We start from the raw sequence: 21,449 nt of genomic DNA on the forward strand, positions 1-21,449 counted from the left end.
CGGTCGCGACGTCCATACTGACCGTGGGGGGCGACTTTCATACAGTTACCGTCGCGTCTGCGGCGGTCGACGGAAAAGAGGACACCGTGCCTCCAGCCTCACCCGGCCCGATCCTGCGCCGTCGCCGGCTCGGCCTTGAGCTGCGTCGTCTGCGCGAGGCCGCCGGCCTGACCGGGGACCAGGTCATCGACCACATCGGTTGGGCCTCCGCGTCGAAGCTGTCCCGGCTGGAGAACGGACGCAGCCGGCCGGACCCGCAGGACGTCCGGGACCTGCTCGACCTCTACCAGGTCGATGCGACGCTACGGGCCGAACTGCTCGGCATCACGCAGGAAGCGGGCGACATCCGTGGCTGGTTGAAGAACTTCCCGGCCATGACCCGCCAGCAGCGCAGCTTCGCCGAACTGGAGGCGGGTTGCGTCGAGATCTCCGAGTACAACCCGGTCCTGGTGCCAGGGCTGTTGCAGACCATCGGGTACGCCCGGATGCGGATCACCTCCGCCTGGCAGGTCGACCGGGAGGCCGGCGATCCGGAGGCCGGTGAGGACATCGACACCGAGATCAAGGCACGACTGGCCCGGCAGTCGTTGCTCACCCGGGACACCGACGCGCCCCGCTACACGGCGGTCCTGGAGGAGGCGGCGCTCAGTCACCGGGCCGGGCCGCCCGAGGTGCTCCGGGAGCAGATGACGCAGCTGTGCGAGCTGGCCATGCTGCCGAACGTCACGCTGCACGTGCTGCCGCGCGACACGCCGATCGGCCAGTGGTACCTGCCGCCGACGGCGTTCTCCCTCTACCGGTTCGCCGACCCGCTCGATCCGGAGACGCTGGCCATCGAAGGTGGCTTCACCGACGTCATGTCGACCGAGGTAATCGCCCTAAATCGCTATAAAGTGGCGTTCGAGTGGCTATGCACGGCGGCGCTGTCCGCAACGGACACCGTTTCCTGGCTGATGGAGTCGGCGGGACGGCTGTCCGAGGCGGTGGTCCCGTCCACCGTGGTAGGTGGTTCGGCAACGGCGCCGACCCAGCGCCGCGGCTCCGCCGGGCGCCTGACGGAACGGTGAGGCAACACCGCACGACAGTCCAGCCACTCGTCGGTGTCGATCGACCTCAGGAGCACAACGATGAACGAGATCCGCAACACCTCCGTCCTCGCCCAACTCGCCGACGCGCCCTGGCGTACCAGCACGCGCAGCCAGACCTCCAACTGCGTCGAGGTAGCGCCGCTGCGCAACGGCCCCGCGGCGGTGGCACTGCGCGACAGCAAGGACCGCGGTGGTCCGGTGCTGTTGTTCAACCGGGCCGGTTGGCTGGGCTTCATCTCCGGCGCCAAGAACGGGCAGTTCGATCTGAACTGAGCCGAATTCGCGTACGCCCGATGGGGCCGCCGGCGTCGGTGCCGGCGGCCCCTTGTCGTTCGGCGAGCCCGACGAGCAGGGGTCGGATGATCGGACGAGCCTGCGCCCCAATCCGAGCGTTCCACTTGATGAGATGCGATTGCGGCGTAGCATGACGGATGCACCTGACGTGGAAGTTCCACCAACTCCACCCGTCGCGGCACATCCGGAGACCCATATGCGGTTCCTGATCGTTCGCACCAGCATCCGCGCCGCCGCCGAAGCCGACATCACGGCAGCCTGGGCCGAAGGCCACCGGCTGCGGGACGAGACCACCCGACCCGAGCCGCGCCGCCAGGTCGTGCACGCCGAAGACCGCGACGCCGCCTTCGTGCTGGCCCGCGCGTTCGCCACGGTCGGCGCCGTACGTTCCGGCAGACAGCGGATCAAGGTGCTGCCGCTGGACGACCCAGGGCAGACCCGTCCCGACCCCGGCAGCTGACACCCACACTCGTCCGTCGTGGTCGACCGGCTCCCCCGCCGCGTTCCTCACCCAGCCGACCACGACGGCCCGTGTCCCCGGCCCGTGACCGTCGCGGCAACGACGGTCACGGGTCGGGGCCGCACACTCCCCCGACGGGTTCCGCCCGGCTCAGCAGTGGCCGTCGAACCAGCGGTGGATCAGGAACAACGCGATCGACGACGGTGGGGGCAGGCGCAGCTCGGCACCGCCCACGTCCACCGGCCGGCCGGCCAGCGCCGCGCCGATCTCCTGCCGGGTGAACCAGCGGGCCTCGGCGATCTCGGCGGCATCGACCCGTACCGGATGCGCCGGATCCGCGGTCGCCAGGAACCCGAGCATCAACGAACCGGGAAACGGCCACGCCTGACTTGTCACGTACCTGACGTCGGTGACCGGGACGCCGACCTCCTCGTGGACCTCCCGCAGCACCGTCGCCTCGGCCGACTCACCGGGCTCCACATAGCCGGCCAGGCAGGAGAAGCGGCGCTGCCCGGGGGTGCTCGGCCAACTGGCGTTGTTGCCGAGCAGGCACCGCCCGTCGACGCCGTCGACACCGTCGTGCACCAGCACGATCATCGCCGGATCGGTACGCGGCCAGATCCGCTCACCCCGGCTGTCCACGCGGGACCAGCCCCCCTCGTTCGTCCGGGTCGGCTCGCCCGTGACAGGGTGGTACAGGTGCCGCAGGTGCCAGTTGGTCAACGCCAGCGCCGTGGTGAACAGGCCGGCGTCGCGGTCACCGAGCAGGTGCCCGATCTGCCGCAGGTTGGCCGCCCGGGTGTCCGGCGCGATGGGCAGTTCGGTGTGTACGCAGAACACCGGCACGCCGTCCGGCTCCACGCCCAGGAACATCGCCTCGGCAGCGAGTTCCGGCGGCAGGCCGTCGGCCTCGACGAGGACCAGGCTCGGCAGGTCGGTGTCCGTACGCACCAGGGCGCGTCCACCGGCCTCGACGTCCAGCACCAGCACCCGTGCCCCGGCCCAGGCCCGGGCCAGCCAGTCGGTGTCGGTACGCCGATGCGCCGCCCGGTCCAGCGTGGAACGGGCCAGCGGCGGAGCGACCTCACCGCCCGATCCGATGCCCTGCCCGACCCCGCCCCAACCGGTGCCACCGCCCGAGCGGGTGGCAGCTCGCGGGATCATGCCGGCACCGGCGCGGTCTCGATCGAGGTCAGGGTGCCCAGTGAGTCCGCGATCCGCTCGGCGTCACCGAGCAGCACGGTGACCGCCCGCGACGGGGCGAGATACCGGGCCGCCACCGCGGCGACGTCGTCGACGGTCGCCTTGGCCAGTCGGGCCGCGTGCTCGGACAGGAAGTCCAGGCGCAGTCCGTTGCCGGCGTAGGCACTGACCAGCGACGCCAGCCCGGCCTGGGTGGAGACCCCCAGCTGGAGGGTGCCGAGGGCGTATTGCCGGGCCTGCTCCAACTCCTCCTCGCTCGGTGCCAGGGTGGCGAGCCGACCCAACTCGTAGTGGGTCTCCAGCAGCGCCGGTGCGGTCACCTCGGTGGCCACCTCGGCGGCGGCCACCAGCAGCGAACCGGCCACCGAATGCTCCACCACCGAGTGCGGGCCGTACGTGTAGCCCTTGTCCTCCCGGATGTTCTCCACCCAGCGTGAGGAGAAGTAGCCACCGAAGATCAGGTTGGCCAGTTGCAGTGCGGCGTGGTCGGGATGGGTACGCGGCACCGCCGGCAACGCCATCCGCAGCGACGACTGCACCGAGCCGGGCCGGTCGATCAGCAGCAGCGGACCGGGCACCAGTGGCGGGGCAGGCGGCGGCGCGGCGGAGTGTCCGTCGCCGTTCCAGCCGCCGAGTGCCTTCTCGGCCGCGTCCAGGGCCCGCTCCGGCCGTACGTCGCCGACCAGCACGAGGACCGCACCGGCCGGATGCACCCGCTGGGCGTGCAGCGTACGCAGGGCCGCCGGCCGGACCGCGCGTACCTGCTCCGGCTCCGGCGTCTGCACCGCGTACGGGTGCTTGCCGTAGATCCGCTTGAGCAGCGCGGTACGGACCAGGTGGGCCGGCTGACTGCGGGCGACCTGGATGCCGTCGACCATGCGGTCGCGTTCGGTGGCCACCCACTCGGCCGGGTAGTTGGCGCCGGTGAGCACCTCGGCGAGGATCTCCAGCAGCCGGTCCAGACCGGTGGCCAGGCCGGTGCCCGAGAGCATCAGCCGATCCGGGTCGAGCCCGGCGGAGAGGCCGCCGCCGATCTTCTGCAACTCGGCGGCGATCTGCACACTGCTCATCGTCTCGGTGCCGGAGAGCAGCGTCTGCGCGAGCAGTTGACCCCGGGCCAGGTGCGCACGGCCGAACGGCATCCAGAGCCGCAGCTCGACGAGCGGCACCGCCGACCGGCGTACGGCGATCACGGTGAGCCCGTTGCCGAGCGTCCGCTCGGCCTGGCTCGGCAGCTTGAGCCGACGGGTCGGACCGAGCGGCGGCAGGGCCCTCGCACTCACCGGGCTGTCTCCTTCGTTCATGACCGGCCACCGCCGGGGATGACCTCGACGGATGCGCGGCGCTCCGGTCGCAGGGTGGCGGCGGCGGCGCGGACCTGCTCGTCGGTGACCGCGCCGACCAGCCGGGGCAGGTCGTTGAGCAGTCCCGGCTCGCCGCGTTGCTGCTCCAGCACCGCCATCCGCAGCGCACGGCCGAGCACCGCGTCGGTGTCGCGCAGCAGGTGGGTGGCCATCCTGGCCTGGGTACGGGCCAGTTCCCCGTCGGCCAGCCCGTCGGTGGCCAGCCGGTCCAGTTCCTCGTCGACGGTGCGCAGCACCTTGTCCACATCGCCACCCGGCGGCAGGTGCGCCTGCAGCAGCAGGGCCGTGGGGTCGCGGACGTCGAACGGGTCGCCCAGGAAGCTCAGGTAGCCGCCGACGCTGGTCACCGTCCGGTCGCGCTGCACCAGCCGTTCGACCAGCCGGGAGGCGTCGCCGTCGGTGAGCACCTCGGCCAGCACCACGTACGGCAGGTAGGCGGCGAAGTCGTTGATCGGGTCGGGCACCCGCCACCCCGACGCCACCGCCGGTAGCGGCGCCAACTGGTCGGTGTACGCGATGCGTCGCTCGGCGGTCAGCTCCGGCTCGGCGAAGTCCGGGCGTTGCGGCGCCGGGCGGGCCGGCACGTCACCGAAGTGCCGCTCGATCAGCGTGGTCGCCTCGGCCACGTCGATGTCGCCGCTGACCGCCAGCACGGCGTTGCCGCTGGCGTAGTAGCGGCGGAAGAAGTCGGCGGCGTCGGCGACGGTGGCCGATTCGAGGTCGACGAAGGAGCCGTAGCCGTCGTGTGCGTTGGGGAAGGTGTCGAACATGACCGGTGGCAGGGTCAGCCACGGGAACCCGCCGTACGGCCGGTTGAGCACGTTGACCCGGATCTCCTCCTTGACCACGTCGACCTGGTTGCGCAGGTTCTCCTCGGTCAACCGAGGGCCGCGCATCCGGTCGGCCTCAAGGAACAGCGCCCGTTCCAGCGCGTTGCTCGGCAGAGTCTCGAAGTAGTCGGTGTAGTCCAGGTGGGTGGAGCCGTTGAAGGTGCCACCGGCACCCTGCACGTGCCGGAAGTGCGCGAGCTTCTCCAGGTTCTCCGAGCCCTGGAACATCAGGTGCTCGAAGAGGTGGGCGAAGCCCGTACGCCCCTCGGGCTCGGAACGGATGCCCACGTCGTAGACGACCGCCACCCCGATGACCGGGGCGCTGCGATCGGGGGTGAGGACCACCCGCAGGCCGTTGTCGAGAGTGAACCGCTCGACCGGATACCTGGTCGCTGGGATTTTCGCTTTGCGCGTCGGCACGGTCCGACCCTAGCGTCTCGACGGCTACGCGCGGGAGGAACCGTTGCCCGCTGGTGCCGAGGTCGGGCGTGCCGTGAGTGGCGGACTCAGCCGGCCGTGCTGCCGACGGGCTCCGGGGGAACCGACGGACCCTGGAGATCCACCAGGCTGGAGGGTGCGGACCCACCGGGCGTGACCGGCCAGGGCGTGAACGCCGCCGCCGTGGCCAGCAGCAGCCCGACGACCGCCATCGCCACCACCAACAGCAGCTCACGTGCCGTCGCCGAGCCCACCATAGGTCCTACCTCCCCCGTGCCAAGCCGCATCTGCGCTTGCCCCCCGAGGCCAGCCTCACCCGGCCCAGCGGTGCTGGCAGTCGGCCACCCGACGCTTCAACGACTGATTCCCGACTCAGGATGCGGAGGAGTGCGCCCGAATGTGCGAACGGTCGGGTCACACCGGCCAGACGTTCACCGGACGTGACCCGACCGTTCGCGATCAGGAAGTGTGTGTCGCCCTGAGGTCAGAGCGGACGGATGTTCTCCGCCTGCGGGCCCTTCTGGCCCTGGACGACCTCGAACTCGACCCGCTGGTTCTCGTCCAGGCTCCGGTAGCCGGAGGACTGGATCGCCGAGAAGTGGGCGAAGACGTCAGCGCCGCCGCCGTCCGGGGTGATGAAACCGAAGCCCTTGTCAGCGTTGAACCACTTGACGGTGCCAATAGCCATGCTTGTTACGTCTCCTTGACGGAACGTCGATCCCGCACCTGTTGCGGGATCGGAGAGAGGAGTGCGCCGGGCGGACCTGCCCGGAACACCTGTCGCTTCTGGTCGCCCCGCCCGGAGAACTCCGGACACAACAAAGTGCGCCTGGGGCTAAGTTCAACCAGGCGCACACAGAGCTGGTAACCAAAACTCGCAACGCGAGGCACGTTACCAGCGCTCCGAACCCACAGCAAGTGTCACGGCTGTGGAATCGAGGTGATCAACGCGGTGAGGCCGTCGAGGTCGAGCAGGTCCGCCGGGCGTACCGTGACCTGCTCCCGCACGTAGTGGAAGGCCGCGCCGACCCGGTCGACCGGCACCCCGGCCAACTCCGCCCAGGCCAGCCGGTAGACCGCCAACTGCACCGCGGCCACCTCGGCGGACGCGCCGGTCGGGCGGGCACCGGTCTTCCAGTCGACCACGTCGAAGCGGTCCCCCGGCCGGCGGAACACCGCATCCATCCGGCCCCGCACCACCACGCCGCCGATCACCGTGGCGAACGGCACCTCCACCTCGATCGGCGTCCGGTCGGCCCACTCGCTGGCCAGGAAGCGCCGCTGCAGCTCGGCCAACGCCTCGTCCGGCGCGGCGTCCTCGTCGGCCGCCCCGGGCAACTCGTCGGTGTCGAGCAGCCGGTCCGCCCCGAAACGCTGCTCCAGCCAGGCATGGAAGGCGGTGCCCCGGCGGGCGTACGGGTTGGGCTCGGCGGGCAACGGCCGGCGCAGCGTACGGGCCAGGGCCGCCGGATCCCGGCGCAGACTGACCAGCTGCGTCACCGACAGTTGCTCGGGCAACACCACGTCGATCGGGCCGGAGAGTCGGCTCAGCTCCGCCCGCTCGGCCAGCAGCAGATCGGCCTCCCGCCGCCACCGGGCCACCTGCGGATCCGAGGCGGCGGAGTCGTCCGGCCCGCCCTCCTCGGTGAGGAACCGGCGCACCAGCGCCGCCGCCTCGGCCAGCGCGGGCCGACGTACCCCCAGCGGGTCCGCCGGCCACTCGGCGCGCAACACCACCTCGGTGGTCGGGTTGACCGCGTCGGGCGTCGGCTCGGGCGTCCACTCGTCGACCAGGTGACCGGGCCCGCCGTCCAGGCAGGCGTCGTGTATCTCACGCAGCAGCGCCGACGGCCCGCGTGGGCGTTTGGTGCCCTCCCCCCACCAGTGGCCCGAGCAGAGCAGCAGTCGACGGGGGCGGGTCACCGCCACGTACGCCAGTCGCCGTTCCTCCCGCTCGTCGTGGGCCCGCCAGGCGTCGGTGAACTCCGCCATCGTGCGGGCCACCGCGCGTTGATCGGCGGCCTCGGCCAGGGCCAGCTCGGGCAGCCCGTCGGCGTCACCACGCAACGGGAACGGCAGGACGCCCAGGCCACCCAGCCAGTGATCGGAGTTGCGTACCGGCCCCGGCCACACTCCCCTGCTCAGCCCGGCCACCGCCACGACGTCCCATTCCAGCCCCTTCGCGGCGTGCGCGGTGAGGATCTGCACCGCGCCCTCGACCACCTCCACCTCACCGGGGGCGAGCCCGCGCTCCTCGTCCTCGGCGGCGGCCAGATAGGCCAGGAAACCGGCGAGGGTGGCCCCCGGCGTCTCCCCGCTGAACCGGGCGGCCACGTCACCGAGGGCGTCCAGGTGGGCGCGGGCCAGGCCGGCGTCACCGGCGCCCTCCCCGCCGGCCCGTACCGCCACCTCCACGTCCAGGCCGGTGGTCCGCTCGATGTCCGCGATCAGCTCCGGCAGGGACTGGTCCAGCCGGTAACGGAGCAACCCCAACTCCCGGGCGTACGCGCGCAGCCGCGCATACCCCTCGGCCGAATACGCCTGCGCCGGGCCGAGGTCGGCCAGCGCCTCCACCAGGGTCGCCTCGTCCAGACGATCCGGGACGATCTCGGGATCGCCGTCGTCGGCGAGTTGACGGCGAGCGACGGCGATGGCCTTGGCCCGGCGGTGCAGGGCGACCAGGTCCCGGGGACCGATACGCCAGCGGGCCCCGGTCAGCAGGCGCAGCAGGGCGGCACCGTCGGTCGGGTCGGCCAGCACCCGCAGCGTGCACACCACGTCGCGGACCTCGGGGGTGTCCAGCAGGCCGCCGAGCCCGACCACCTCGACCGGCAGGCCGCGCTCGCGCAGGGCGGCGGCGATCGCCGGGATCTGGCTGCGCAGCCGGACCAGCACCGCCGTGGTCGGGCGGGCGGTGACCGGGATCTGCTCGGGCAACGCCCGCGGCATCCGGGCCGCACCCTGCCACGCCGCCAGCAGGCTGTCCGCGATCCAGTCGGCCTCGTCGGCGTACGTCGACAGCAGCGCACAGTGCACGGTGCCGGCGGCGGCCCCCCGGGGGCTGCGGTGCGCGATGGGCTCGTCGACGCTGAGCGCGGCGTGCAGTTCCGGCACCCGGGCACCGGCCGCCCGCAACGGGGTGGCCAGCGCGTTGGCCACCGCGAGGATCTCCGGACGGTTGCGCCAACTGGTGGTCAGCCCGAGCACCCGGGCCGGGCTGCCGTCGCTGCCGACGAACTCGGTCGGGAAGCGGTCCAGGGTGCCGGCGCTGGCGCCCCGCCAGCCGTAGATGGACTGGCAGGGGTCGCCGACGGCGGTCACCGGATGTCCGTCGCCGAACAGCGCCCGCAGCAGCACCACCTGGGCGTGGCTGGTGTCCTGGTACTCGTCGAGCAGCACCACGCGGTAGCGGTCCCGTTCGATCTCGCCGACGCCCGGATGGTCGCGGGCCACCCGGGCGGCGCGGGCCAACTGGTCGGCGAAGTCCATCGCCTCGAAGTCGTCCTTGCGCCGGGCGTAGGCGCGTACCAGCGGCAGCAGCTTCAGCCGGGTCTGCTGCAAGGCGAGGGCCTTGCGCACGTCGGCGTAGATCCGGCCGGGGCGCGACTGCACGTCGGCGAAGAACCGGCCGGTCCACGCGGCCAGGTCGTCCGGCTCGACCAGATGCTCGTCCAGCTCACCGGCGAGGGCCAGCACCGCGTCGGTGACCGTGCTGGGCATCCGGTCCACCTCGGACATGTCGCCGTCGTAGTTGCGCACGATGAGATCCACCAACTGCCACCGGGACGCCTCGGTGAGCAGCCGGGTGGACGGCTCGTAGCCGGCCCGCAGGCCGTGCTCGGTGACGATCCGACCGGCGTACGAGTGGTAGGTGGCCACCGTCGGCTCCCCGGCCAGCGGGTCGTCGAGCGGGTCCCGTCCGCGCCGACCGAGCCGGCGGACCAACTGGTCGAGCCGGGTACGCACCCGGTGCCCCAGCTCACCGGCGGCCTTGCGGGTGAAGGTGAGGCCGAGCACCTGCTCCGGGCGCACGTACGAGTTGGCCACCAGCCACACCACCCGAGCGGCCATCGTCTCGGTCTTGCCCGAGCCCGCGCCCGCGACCACCAGCAGCGGTTCGACCGGCGCAGCGATGATCGCCGCCTGCTCCCGGGTCGGTGCCGGCAGGCGGAGCAGCTTCGCCAACTCGACAGGGGTGTAGCGCGGACCGGAGTCGGCCGCCCGGGGCGCCGGGGCACCGGGGCTGAACAGCGCGGGCTGGGTCATGCTGCCCGCTTCGCCGGCTGGCACGCTCACTCCTCGCGCTCGGGACGACGCATGGTCGGCGGCTCGACCACCTGTCGCCCCTGCCCGGAGACCGGGCAGCTGGTACGCACCGGGCAGACCCGACACTTCGAGTTGGCGACCGCGGCGAAGGTGGAGGCGGCCATCGTATCGGCGGTGCGGCGTACCAGGGCGGTGGCCCAGCCGGCCTCGGGACCGTCGGTGGCCGGCGGCTGGGACTGTTCCCGGGCGTCGCGCGCACCGGTGCCGAGCTGCACCAGAGCCGCCCCGCCCGACTCGTCGCCGAACTCGGCGAAGGCCCCCGCCTCCACCGCCGCCTGGTACGCGCCGAGCTGCGGATGCTCGACCACCTCGCGTTCGGTCACGGTTGTCGACTTGCCGGTCTTGAGGTCGATCACCACCAGCCGCCCGTCCTCGTCCACCTCCAGCCGATCCACCCGGCCGACCAGGTCGACGGGCCGGTGCGGGTCGTCGAGGCGGACCGCGAACTCGTGCTCGATGGCGAGCAGCCGACGCGGGTTGGCGGCCAACCAGCGCAGCAGCTTGTCGACCATCGCCTCGGCGCGGGCCCGCTCCGGCCCCACCATCCAGCGGGCGGCCAACTCGATCGCGTCGAACCGGGCGGCGACGTACTCCAGCAGGGCGCTGCGGTCGGCGCGGGCGTCCTCGGCGAGCATCGCCGCCGCGTGCACCAGGTTGCCGACCCCCTGCGCGGCGCTGGCCGGTGAGCTGCCGCCGTGCCGTTCCAGCAGCCAACGCAGGCTGCACCGCAGCGCACTCTCCATGCCCGACGGGGTGACCCGGACCGGTTTCCCCTCGTCGACCAGCGGCCGGTCGTCGGACAGCGGTCGCAGCCCCCACCAGTCGTCGGGATGAGCCCCGGACACCCCGGCGGCACCCAGCCGGGCCAACTCGGCCGCCGCCGCCCGCCGCCGGGCCAGCGGCGCGGCCGGATCGACGAGCGCGGTACGCAACTCCGCCACCAGGGCGGGCAGGGTCAACGCCCGCGGCGGCCGACTCACCGGCAAGGTACGCGGCCCGCCCGCCTCGCCGTTGGACGCCTCGCTGTCGCCCGCCTCGTTGTCGGACGCTTCGTCGGTGGGGGTGTCGCTGAGGCCGAGTTCGTAGAGGAAGCGGCTGGGTTGTTCGTCGTGGTCGTCGCCGCCGACCGAGGCCGAGGCGACCGCGCTGACCAGCAGGCGGCGTCGGGCCCGGGTCACCGCGACATGGAACAGCCGCCGTTCCTCGTCCAGCAGCGCGGAGGTCTGCCCGACCAGGGTGGCCACCGTGCCCGCGCCGTCGGCCCGGCCGGCCAGCACGTCCACCAGCCGTTCCGAGCCAAGCAGGCTGCCGCGCAGCCGCAGGTCGGGCCAGACGCCCTCCTGCACACCGGCGACGGCCACCAGGTCCCACTCCAGCCCCTTCGCGGCGTGCGCGGTGAGCAGCCGTACCGCGTCGCCCCGGTCGGCGGTCGGCGCGAGGGTGTCGGCGGGTAGCTCCTGCCCGAGCACGTGGTCGAGGAACACCTCGGTACGCGCACCCGGCAGCCGGTCGGTGAACCGGGCGGCGGCGTCGAAGAGGACCATCACCGCGTCCAGATCGCGGTCGGCCGCCTCGGCCCGACGACGCCGCGCCAGATCACCTTCGCCGGCCACCGACGGCCCCCGGGTCAACGCCGCCGACCAGAGTTCGGCGAGACCGCTGGCCCGCCAGACCGCCCAGAGCACGTCCTCGGCGGTGGCACCCGGCCGAGCGGCCGTCTCCCGGGCCACGGCCAGCAGCCCCGCCACCGTCTGCGCCGGCTCGGCCCAGCGCCGCTCGACACCTGCCAACTCGGCCGGATCGCGCAGCGCCTCGACGATCAACTCACCGGAGGGGCGGCGGTCGCCGCCGGCCAGGGCCAGGGCCCGCAGCCCCTGGCGCAGCCGCCGCTCCGCCAGCGGATCGGCACCGCCCAGCGGTGAGTGCAGCAGCGCGACCGCCGCCTCCTCGTCGAGCCGGTCCGGCTCCAGCGCACAACGCAGCAGAAGCAGCAGCGGCGCGACGGCAGGTTGCAGGTGCAGCGGCAGATCCTCACCGTGCACCACGGTCGGCACGCCGGCCGCATGCAGGGCCCGCCGCAGCGTGGGCAGTTGCCGACCGGTGGACCGCACCAGCACCGCCATCCGCGCCCACGGCAGCCCGCCGAGCAGGTGCGCCTCGCGCAACGCGTGCGCCAACCAGGCCGCCTCGCTGGTCGCCGACCGGAAGGTATGGATCTCCATCGACCCCGGTGGCGTGCCCGGCACGGGCCGCATCCGGCGGTGCGCCGCCGGACCCCGCAGCCGCCGCGCCAGTCGGGCGGAGGCGGCCAGCAGCCGCTCCCCGCAGCGGTAACTCGTGGTCAGCAGCACCTGGGCGGCCGGCGCACCGGACGCCGTCCGGAACCGGTGCGCAAACGTGGTCACGCCGGTCGGGTCGGCACCCCGGAAGGCGTACGTGGACGAATCGGGATCGGCGAAGGCGACCAGGGTCAGTCCGCCCCCGGCCACCGTCTCCAGCAGATCATGCTGAGCGGGGTCGGTGTCGGCCAGTTCGTCGACGTAGACGTACGCCAGCCGACGCCGCTCGACGGCCAGCAGCTCCGGATCGTCACGCAGCATCCCGGTGGCCGCCCGGACCAGCTCCGCCGGGTCGTACGCGACCGAACCACGGTTGGCGACGTCCCGCAGCGCCAGCACGGCCACGTACTCGCGCAGGAACCGGGCAGCCGCCGGCCAGTCGGCCCGGCCCAACTTCTCCCCGAGCCGCGCCAACTCGACCGGACCCACCCCCCGCTCGGCCGCCCGCATCAGCAGGTCACGCAGCTGTGCCGCGAAGGCGCGGGTACGCAACGCCGGACGCAGATCCTCCGGCCAGCCGACCGGGTCGTCGCCGGGCTCCTCGCCGACCACGTCCAGCAGCTCACGAATGATCAGATCCTGCTCGGGGCCGGTGAGCAGCCGCGGCGACGGCTCACCCCGCTCGGCCGCCGCACGCCGCAACAACCCGAAGGCGTACGCAGGAAAAGTCCGCACCAGCGGCTCGCGCAGCACCCGCTGCCCATCGGCGGCGATCCGCGCCTCGATACGGTGCCGCAGGTCGGCGGCGCCCCGCCGGCTGAAGGTGAGGACCAGGATCCGCTCCGGATCGACCCCTTCGGCGACCCGACTGGCGACCGCCTCGACCAGGGTGCTGGTCTTCCCCGTGCCCGGTCCCCCCAGCACCAGCATCGGCCCGTCGGTGTGCGCCACCACCTCCGCCTGCCCCGCATCCGCCACCCACCCCAGCCCACCCTTCGGGCCGGTGACCCGCGCCGGGCCGGTCTGCGTGCCAGGTGCCTGCGCCAGACCGCCCCGCAGGCCGGTGACCTGCGCCGGGCCGGTCTGCTGGCCGGAGGCGTGCGCCAGGTCGGTCTGCTCGGCGGGAGAGCCTTCACTGGCGGGTGGCGAGGCGGGCGCTGGCGCGGTCGACGGCGGGTCGGCGACCGGAAGAGCCTGCGCCGGGGAGCGCCCGTCGGTCGGGCCGTCTCCCTCGGTCGGCCCCACGGGCCGACGCACCAAGCGGTACGCCTGCATCCCGACATCCCATCACGGGCCTGCGACACCCCCTGCCTCGCCACACCCCCCGGAGTCCCGACGCACACCGCACCCTCGACGCACCATCACACCTGCACCACCCAGCGTGACCACGCCCATGATCACCCTCGACACCCTGCCCCACCCAGCACGACCGCGCCCCCGGATCACCTCGGCACCCGGCCTGCCTCAGCATGGCCGCGCCCATGATCACGCTCAATCTGGGATCGAGTGCCTTGGTGATGCCGCCGAGGCCACTCGATCCCAGATCGAGCGCGATCTTGGCCGGCGCACGGCAGTCGCAAGACGCACCGGACGACGGAGGCGAGCCGCTTCGACGCACAGTGACCGCACGGAGCGACGGAGGCGAGCTGCCTGGACGCACGGCGAGCGCAGGGAGCGACGGAGGCGAGCTGCCTGGACGCACGGCGAGCGGAGGGAGCGAGGGAGTGGAGGTCAGGTGAGGCGGGATTCGAGGAGGTCCAGGGCGGCGGGGAGGGTGTTGGCGTACTGGAGGAGGTTGAAGCCGCCGGGCTTGAGGAAGTTCTGCGTGGTCACGTTGCGCAGCCAATCCACCAGGGGCGAGTAGAAGCCGTCGGTGTCGACCAGCACCATCGGCTTGCGGTGCAGGGCCAGGGTGGCGGTGGTCCAGACCTCGAAGAGTTCGTCGAGGGTGCCCAACCCGCCGGGCAGGGTGAGGAAGGCGTCCGACTTTTCGATCATGACAACCTTCCGGCTGGCCATCGAGTCGGTGACCACCAGCTCGTCGGAGGCCAGGTCGGCGACCTCCAGGTCGACGAGCGCCTGCGGGATCACGCCGATCGTCCGGCCGCCGGCCGAGCGGGCCCCGTCGACCAGCGCGCCCATCATCCCGACGCAGCCGCCGCCGCTGACCAGGGTGTGTCCGCGCCGGGCGATCTCCGCGCCGGTGGCGGTGGCGAGGTCCAGCCAGCGCTGGTCGAGGGTACGGGAGGAGGCACAGAATACGCAGATCGCGGCCACTCGGTCAGCGCTCCGATTCTTCGGCCGCCGCCTGCTGGTCCGCGGCGGTACGGGCCACGGCTTCCTCGCGTACCGCCTCCTGCTCGGTGCTGAGCGCGGCCTCGGCCTCCACGATGTGCCGCACCGCCTCGGCGATGTCGTCGGTGACGCGGATCAGGTCGAGGTCGACCGGCCCGATCTTGCCCTCCACCGCCATGGTGTCGCGCAGCCAGTCGAGCAGTCCCCGCCAGTAGTCGCTGCCCATCAGCACCACCGGGAACCGGGTGACCTTGCCGGTCTGCACCAGCGTGAGCGCCTCGAACAACTCGTCCAGGGTGCCGAAGCCACCGGGCAGCACCACGAACGCCTGGGCGTACTTGACGAACATGGTCTTGCGGGCGAAGAAGTAGCGGAAGTCGATCGCGAGGTCGACCCACTCGTTGATGCCCTGCTCGAAGGGGAGTTCGATGCCGAGGCCCACCGAGCGTCCACCGGCCTCGCTCGCGCCCCGGTTGGCCGCCTCCATCACGCCGGGGCCACCCCCGGTGATCACCGCGTAGCCGGCCCGGGCCAGGGCCGCGCCGACCGCCTCGGCGAGCTGGCACTCCGGGCTGTCCGGCTTGCTCCGGGCCGAGCCGAAGACGCTGACCGCCGGCGGCAGGTCGGCGAGAGTGTCGAAGCCCTCGACGAACTCGGAGAGGATGCGCAACGCACGCCAGGAGTCCTTGGTCCGCCAGTCGGCTCGGGCCCGCGAATCCAGCAGCCCCTGGTCGGCGGTGCTGGTGGGAATCGCCTGCCGGCGCATCGTGACGGCGCCTCGATGCCGCTCCCGTCCTGGTTCGCGGTGGTTGCTCTGCTCCATGGGAGCAACCGTAGTGGAGCTACGCCGCAGAACTCGGAAAACACTTTGTGATCTTGTGCAACCAAATCACTTCCCCAGGCGTCGTACTATTCACATACCGGGTATGCCCCGGCGCGCGGCTTCGGGGGAGGAGACAACGCGTGATCAACAACAACGAACGGATCCGGATCCGGCGACAGATGCAGCGGCGCATCCGCGACGTGGTGGCGGAGCGCCGCCGGGAGCGGCTGCTCGAAACCGCTCCCGAGCCTGCCGACGAACCCGCCACCGACTCCCAGCTCACCGCCGTCTGACCGAAAGGCACAAGCCTTCCGGTCAGACGCTGACAAAACCAACGGCTCAGACGTTGACAAAACCCACGGCTCAGACGTTGGCGAGCCAGCGGTGCAGGATGGCCGCGCCCTCGCGGATCTTGCTGATCTCCACGTGCTCGTCCGGGTGGTGGGCCAGGTTCGGGTCACCGGGGCCGAAGTTGAGGGCCGGGATGCCCAGCGCCGCGAAGCGGGCCACGTCCGTCCAGCCCAGCTTGCCGATCGGGGCGGCACCCACCGCCGCCAGGAACTCCCGCGCCGGCGGAGCCTCCAGCCCCGGCAGGGCGCCGGGCGCGCAGTCCGTCACCGCAAGCTCGTACCCCGCAAGCACCTCGCGCAGGTGCGCCTCGGCCTCGGCCGGCGTACGGTCCGGCGCGAAGCGGTAGTTGACCTCGATCTCGCACCGGTCCGGCACCACGTTGCCGGCGACCCCACCGTGGATCCGCACCGCGTTCATCCCCTCGCGGTACTCGCAGCCGTCGATCGTCACCCGTCGGGCCTGGTACTCGGCGAGCCGGCGCAGCACGTCACCGGCGGCGTGCACGGCGTTGACCCCGTGCCAGGAGCGGGCCGAGTGGGCCCGGACCCCGGTGGTGACCACCGTCGCCCGCATGGTGCCCTGGCAGCCGGCCTCCACCACCCCGTGGGTCGGCTCCAGCAGCAGTGCGAAATCGGCCTGGAGCCACTCCGGATGGGCCGCGGAGACGAGGGTGAGCCCGTTGTACCGGGACTCGATCTCCTCCGCCTCGTAGAAGAAGTACGTCACGTCGTGCCGTGGCTCGGCCAGGGTCACCGCGAGGTGCAGGGCGAAGGCCACCCCGGATTTCATGTCCGAGGTGCCGCAGCCGTACATCAGGTCGCCGCGCATGGTCGACGGGAAGTTGTTGTTCAGCGGAACGGTGTCCAGGTGCCCGGCCAACACCACCCGCGAGCCCCGGCCCAGGTCGGTACGGGCCATCACGGTGTTGCCGTGCCGGTACGTGCTCAGGTGCGGTACCGCCCGCAGCACCTCCTCCACGCAGTCGGCGATGGCCTTCTCGTTGAGGGACACGGACTCGATGTCGACCAGGGCACGGGTCAACGCCACCGGATCGGCGAGGACCTCGGGGGTGAGCGGGTTCTCCATGGTCCGCACGGTACCGTCACAACTGGCGACCGCGAGACGCGAGCCCGTGAGCGGTGTGAGCTGGCAACGAGAGGTGAGTACGTGACGTCGACAGAATCCGCGTGGGGCATCGGCCTGGCCACCGTCACCGCCGATGACCAGGTGCTCGACACCTGGTACCCGACCGGCAAGCTGGGCCTGGGCGAGTTGCCGCTGGTGCCCGGCGAGGACGAGGCCGACGTACTGGATCTGCCGCCGGGAGCGCTCGGCGACCGGGCGCTGCCCGGTCTGCGTACCGTGCAGGTGGTAACGGTGATCGGCTCGCTGGCCGACCCGATCAAGGACGCGGCCGACGCGTACCTGCGGCTGCACCTGCTCTCCCACCGCCTGGTGCGGCCCAACCAGCTCAACCTCGACGGCATCTTCGGCAAGCTGGCCAACGTGGCCTGGACCTCCGCCGGGCCGTGCCCGCCGGAGCGGGTGGACGAGCTGCGCGTCATCGAGCGGGCCGCCGGCCGTCACCTGGCCGTGTACGGGGTGGACAAGTTCCCCCGGATGACCGACTACGTGGTGCCCTCCGGGGTGCGCATCGCCGACGCCGACCGGGTCCGCCTCGGCGCGCACCTGGCCAGCGGCACCACTGTCATGCACGAGGGCTTCGTCAACTTCAACGCCGGCACGCTGGGCACCTCGATGGTCGAGGGTCGCATCGTGCAGGGTGTGGTGGTCGGCGACGGCTCGGACATCGGCGGCGGCGCCTCCATCATGGGCACCCTCTCCGGTGGTGGCACGGACCGGGTGAGCATCGGCGAGCGCAGCCTGATCGGGGCGAACGCCGGGATCGGCATCTCGCTCGGCGACGACTGCGTGGTCGAGGCCGGCTGCTACATCACCGCCGCCTCGAAGATCACCCTGCCGGACGGTCGGGTGGTCAAGGCCCGGGAGCTTTCCGGCGTCGACGGGCTGCTGTTCTGGCGCAACTCGGTGAACGGCGCGCTGGAGGCCCGCCCGCGTACCGGCCGGGGCATCGAACTCAACGCCGCCCTGCACGCCAACGACTGAGGTGTAAGGAAGGGCCCCTTCCTAACGCCTCGCGTATAGGAAGGGACCCCTCTTAACGAACGCCTGCCCGGTGGGCCCGACGCTGCGGCGCCGGGCCCACCGCGCGGTTCACCGCAGGCGGTACGCCTGGATGATCCGCTGGGTCACCGTGCTGCCGGTGCTGTCCTGGGCGCTGGCCCGCAGTGACACGTGACCGGCTCCCCGTGGGTGCTTCACGACCGCCTGCCAACCGCTGCCGGTCTTGTTCACCTTCGCCTTCTGCCAGGTCTTCCCACCGTTGTAGGAGACGTCGACGGTCAGCGACGTGGTCCGCCCCTTCGGGGCGCCCACCTGGCGCTGCACCTCGATCGGGATGACGAAGGCCCGGTTGGCCGGTGCGGAGTTCCGCGCGTCCAACGAGGGCGCGAACCGGACCACGCTGACCGGCAGCTTCGCGTACTTGTCGCCCCGGACGTGGCCGGACCGGAAGGTCCACACCGCGCTGATCTCGGTGCTCAGGTCGGTGAAGCTGCGCTTGGCCGACGTCTCCAGCCGGTAGTTCGCCGTGCCGGGTGGCACCTCGAACAGCCCCCAGCCGTGCTCCTCGCTCTCCCCGACCAGCTTGCCGTTGCGATATAACGCGGTACGCCCGGCATCGGTCACCGAACCACCGACGTGACCAGCCGCATCGTGGTGCAGCCCCATGGCCAACCCGATCACGTCACCCTGACGGGTCACGCCCTCGTCCGGCCACCGAGGCGTCGGGAACGACGGCCCGTAGGGTGCCGCGTTCCAGCTCTCCTGGTAGTGCCGACCGGCCCGGTACGCCGTCGGCTCGGACCAGAATGCGGCCACCAGATCCAGCCACGGCTGGTCCTCGACCGGCACACCGAACGCCAGTTCGCCGAACCAGCGCACCTGCTTGGTGTTGTAGTGCTCGACCCGCTGTCCCGGCACCGCGACCCTCGTCACGGCTGCCCAGCCGCCCAGGTCGGGTTCGAAGACCGGGTAGACGGCCCGCTCGGCCAGCGTCCCGGAGTAGCCACCCTGGAACCGGTGGGTGACCTTGGCCAGGTCGCTGTTGCGGTAGTGCTTGGTCAGACCGTTGGGCATCCGACCCGGGAACTGCTCGCCCAGCCCGTAGAAGTAGGTGCTGTTCTCCGCCTCCACATCGGCGAACTGAGCCGTCAACGAACTGAAGAAGCGCTCCGCCGGCACCGGCCGGCCGAGTTGCCCGATGGTCAGCCCGTCGAAGTCGAATCCGAACGTACCGAAGCTCGCCGCACCGAGGTCACCGAAGAGGAAGGTCGCGTCGGCCATGGCCAGCGCCGACTCCGCCGAACGGTCCGGCACCGTGAGGCGTACGGTGCCCGCCTTACGCGCGTCGATGGTCACCGAGGCGTCCCGTTTCACCTCCAACTCCGGACCGACCATCATGGTGATGTGCTCGGTCGCCTCGTCGAACACGTAGCTGACCAGCCCGTAGCGGCCCTTGGGCACCCGGACCTCGGCGGTACCCGACGGGTCGTACGCGACGAACTCGTCGAAGTCGGCCAGCCCGAGCAGGAAGGTGACGTGATCGCCTGCCGCGGCACCGTCGCGACCCAGGTGCTTCAGGGTCACGTCGTAGCTCTCCACCTCCTTGTTGACCGCCAGCGGGGTGGTCACCACCGTGTCGCCCGAGCGGGCGAGCACCCGGCCGGTGTAGTGGCCGTCCGGGCTGTCGACGCTGGTGTCGGCCGTGACGGTGACCGACGCCGTACCACCGGCCGGCACCACGACCTGCTGGGTGCTGAGGGCGAACATGCCGTCCGGGGCCGACTCTCCACCGGGGCCGGTGGCCTGCACGGTGAGGTCCAGGGTGATCGCCGTAGCGCCGGTGTTGCGCCAGCTCAGCTCCCGGGTGACCGGCTCGTCGTCATCGTGCGGCCAGCTGGTACGACCGAGCGAGAGGCTCGCCGGCTCGCTGACCACGTACTGGTTGATCGCCCGCGCCACGTCGACCCGACCGGCGCCCTGCTGGTACGCGGTCAGCTCCGGGTGCGGCTGGGCCGAGGCCATCAGCAGGGCCTTGAGTTGTGCCGGGGTGGCGTCGCCGCGCTGTTGGGCGAGCAGGGCTGCCGCCCCGGCGACGTGCGGCGCGGACATCGAGGTGCCGGAGAGCGTGACGTAGTGCTCCCCGACCGGTTCACCGAGCTCGGTGCCGGCGCCGCGGGCCGCGACGATGTCCACCCCGGGTGCGGTGATCTCCGGCTTCAGCCCGTCGTCGCCGACGCGCGGGCCCTGGCTGGAGAAGTAGGCGAGTTCGTCGTCGCGGTCCACCGCACCGACGGCGAGCGCGGCGTCGGCGCTGGCCGGCGATCCGACGGTACCGGCCCGGCCGCTGTTGCCGGCCGAGATCACGAAGAGGGTGCCGGTCTGCTCGGTCAGCGTGTTGACCGCCTCCTCCAGCGGGTCGATCTCCGCGAAGTCCGACCCGCCCAGGCTCATGTTGATCACGTCGGCCTGCTGGTCGACGGCGGCCCAGTGCATGCCGGCCAGGATGGCCGACTCGGTGCAGCCCCACTCCTCGCAGACCTTGCCGTTGAGCAGTGTCGCGTCCGGGGCCACGCCCCGGTTGCGCCCATCGGAGGCGGCACCGCTGCCGGCGATGGTCGCGGCGACGTGGGTGCCGTGCCCCACGAGGTCGCCCGCGTCCGGCTCCTCGGTGAAGTTGTGCGCCTCGGCGACCCGCCCGACCAGATCCGGGTGGGCGGCGTCGACGCCGGTGTCCAGGACCGCCACCCGGACCCCCTGGCCGGTGTAACCGGCCTGGTGGGCGGCGGGCGCGCCGATCTGCGGCACGCTGTGCTCCAGTGTCAACTGCCGCCGACCGTCGAGCCAGACCCGCTCGACACCCCCCGCACCGTCGAGCCGAGCGGCGGCGCTACCGGCGAGAGTCGCCCAGAATTCACTGGTCTCCCGCTTGTCGGCGGTGGCCGCGACGCCCCCGATGGCGGCCAGGTCGCGGGTGACGGTCACCCCGTCCGGGGCGGCCGCGCGACGGGCTGCGCCCTGAGCCTGGTAGGTCATCAGCAGCGGCAGGCTGTCCCGGCGGGCGTCGTCGTAACCGGCGGCGATCAGACCGGCCACGTCGAACAGTCGACGGTCGACCCGACCGTCGCGAATCAGCGGCAGGGCGTCCTGCGGCAGCACCCAGAGGTGGTCCTGCTGCCGCTGGGTGAGGAAGCGGACGCCGGACCGCCCCTCGGCCGGCCGTACGCTCGCCGCCCCGGACGCGCTGACGGTGACCCGGTCACCGGTGATCAGCGTGACGGTCGACTGCCCCGGCGTCGCCGGTCGGGCGGTGAGCTGGACGGACTGCGGTGCGGTTGGTCCCGAGGGGGTGGCCGTGGCCGCCCCCGGCACCCCGAGCACCAGGGCCAGGCCCAGCCCGATGGCGGTCAGTTTGCTCCTTCGTTGCAACTGATCCTCCTCTAGAGAACGTCTATCGATGTGAAGACATCGATAGGATCAGGATTGCATACTGAGTATGCAACAGGGAGTCAAAATTTCGACGAAGCTGAGTACGCGGCGCGTCTGGGAGCGGCAT

16 protein-coding genes are annotated in these 21,449 nt (G+C 72.0%); 5 read left to right on the plus strand and 11 right to left on the minus strand.

Going from position 1 to position 21,449, the window contains the following annotated elements; genetic code table 11:
- Positions 1-86: 86 nt before the first annotated feature.
- The 3 genes from JMF97_RS15760 to JMF97_RS15770 all read left to right on the plus strand — a co-directional run bounded on the left by JMF97_RS15760 (position 87) and on the right by JMF97_RS15770 (position 1,842).
- A complete protein-coding gene (locus JMF97_RS15760) occupies positions 87-1,067 on the plus strand; it encodes a helix-turn-helix domain-containing protein (protein ID WP_203222260.1) in 981 nt (326 codons plus the stop codon).
- 60 nt (positions 1,068-1,127) lie between these two features.
- Complete coding sequence (locus tag JMF97_RS15765; protein WP_013735766.1) at positions 1,128-1,361, plus strand: DUF397 domain-containing protein; 234 nt, start codon at positions 1,128-1,130, stop codon at positions 1,359-1,361.
- A 217-nt stretch (positions 1,362-1,578) separates the two neighbouring features.
- Positions 1,579-1,842 carry a hypothetical protein gene (locus JMF97_RS15770; protein WP_203222261.1) on the plus strand — a complete coding sequence of 88 codons (264 nt, stop codon included), beginning with the start codon at positions 1,579-1,581 and terminating at the stop codon, positions 1,840-1,842.
- Between the two features lie 150 nt (positions 1,843-1,992).
- On the opposite strand, the gene nudC is transcribed toward JMF97_RS15770, so the two are convergent.
- The 9 genes from nudC to JMF97_RS15815 form a co-directional block, all read right to left on the minus strand.
- Positions 1,993-3,006 (minus strand): NAD(+) diphosphatase, encoded by a 1,014-nt coding sequence (gene nudC / locus JMF97_RS15775; protein ID WP_238359438.1) that lies wholly within the window; start codon positions 3,004-3,006, stop codon positions 1,993-1,995.
- Positions 3,003-4,328 (minus strand): M16 family metallopeptidase, encoded by a 1,326-nt coding sequence (locus JMF97_RS15780; protein WP_438803757.1) that lies wholly within the window; start codon positions 4,326-4,328, stop codon positions 3,003-3,005. Before JMF97_RS15780 ends, nudC begins: the two co-directional genes overlap by 4 nt.
- Positions 4,329-4,345: 17 nt before the next feature.
- Positions 4,346-5,659 carry a M16 family metallopeptidase gene (locus tag JMF97_RS15785; protein ID WP_203222263.1) on the minus strand — a complete coding sequence of 438 codons (1,314 nt, stop codon included), beginning with the start codon at positions 5,657-5,659 and terminating at the stop codon, positions 4,346-4,348.
- 86 nt (positions 5,660-5,745) lie between these two features.
- Positions 5,746-5,934 (minus strand): hypothetical protein, encoded by a 189-nt coding sequence (locus tag JMF97_RS15790; RefSeq protein WP_203222264.1) that lies wholly within the window; start codon positions 5,932-5,934, stop codon positions 5,746-5,748.
- A 227-nt stretch (positions 5,935-6,161) separates the two neighbouring features.
- Positions 6,162-6,365: a cold-shock protein gene (locus tag JMF97_RS15795; protein WP_013735772.1), complete on the minus strand. Its 204-nt coding sequence runs from the start codon at positions 6,363-6,365 to the stop codon at positions 6,162-6,164.
- 233 nt (positions 6,366-6,598) lie between these two features.
- Positions 6,599-9,943, minus strand: a complete 3,345-nt coding sequence (locus JMF97_RS15800; protein ID WP_203222440.1) for an ATP-dependent helicase — start codon at positions 9,941-9,943, stop codon at positions 6,599-6,601.
- A 26-nt stretch (positions 9,944-9,969) separates the two neighbouring features.
- Positions 9,970-13,212 carry an ATP-dependent helicase gene (locus JMF97_RS15805; protein WP_412101351.1) on the minus strand — a complete coding sequence of 1,081 codons (3,243 nt, stop codon included), beginning with the start codon at positions 13,210-13,212 and terminating at the stop codon, positions 9,970-9,972.
- Positions 13,213-14,013: 801 nt separating this feature from the next.
- Positions 14,014-14,559 (minus strand): LOG family protein, encoded by a 546-nt coding sequence (locus JMF97_RS15810; RefSeq protein ID WP_203222265.1) that lies wholly within the window; start codon positions 14,557-14,559, stop codon positions 14,014-14,016.
- 4 nt (positions 14,560-14,563) lie between these two features.
- Positions 14,564-15,400: an LOG family protein gene (locus tag JMF97_RS15815; RefSeq protein WP_203222266.1), complete on the minus strand. Its 837-nt coding sequence runs from the start codon at positions 15,398-15,400 to the stop codon at positions 14,564-14,566.
- A gap of 140 nt (positions 15,401-15,540) precedes the next feature.
- Between JMF97_RS15815 and JMF97_RS15820 the strand changes: the two genes are divergently transcribed.
- A complete protein-coding gene (locus JMF97_RS15820) occupies positions 15,541-15,693 on the plus strand; it encodes a hypothetical protein (protein ID WP_203222267.1) in 153 nt (50 codons plus the stop codon).
- Positions 15,694-15,763: 70 nt separating this feature from the next.
- On the opposite strand, the gene dapE is transcribed toward JMF97_RS15820, so the two are convergent.
- Entirely contained in the window at positions 15,764-16,837 is a 1,074-nt protein-coding gene (dapE, locus tag JMF97_RS15825) for a succinyl-diaminopimelate desuccinylase (protein WP_203222268.1), read from the minus strand.
- A gap of 81 nt (positions 16,838-16,918) precedes the next feature.
- Between dapE and dapD the strand changes: the two genes are divergently transcribed.
- On the plus strand, positions 16,919-17,878 hold the full coding sequence (dapD, locus tag JMF97_RS15830; RefSeq protein ID WP_013735779.1) for a 2,3,4,5-tetrahydropyridine-2,6-dicarboxylate N-succinyltransferase: 960 nt from the start codon (positions 16,919-16,921) through the stop codon (positions 17,876-17,878).
- Between the two features lie 108 nt (positions 17,879-17,986).
- Here the strand turns inward: dapD and JMF97_RS15835 are convergent, their stop codons facing one another.
- Positions 17,987-21,322: a S8 family serine peptidase gene (locus JMF97_RS15835; RefSeq protein WP_203222269.1), complete on the minus strand. Its 3,336-nt coding sequence runs from the start codon at positions 21,320-21,322 to the stop codon at positions 17,987-17,989.
- Positions 21,323-21,449: the final 127 nt, after the last annotated feature.

The organism is Micromonospora fiedleri (genome assembly GCF_016774385.1).
In the GTDB taxonomy this organism is placed as follows: Bacteria; Actinomycetota; Actinomycetes; order Mycobacteriales; family Micromonosporaceae; genus Micromonospora; species Micromonospora gifhornensis.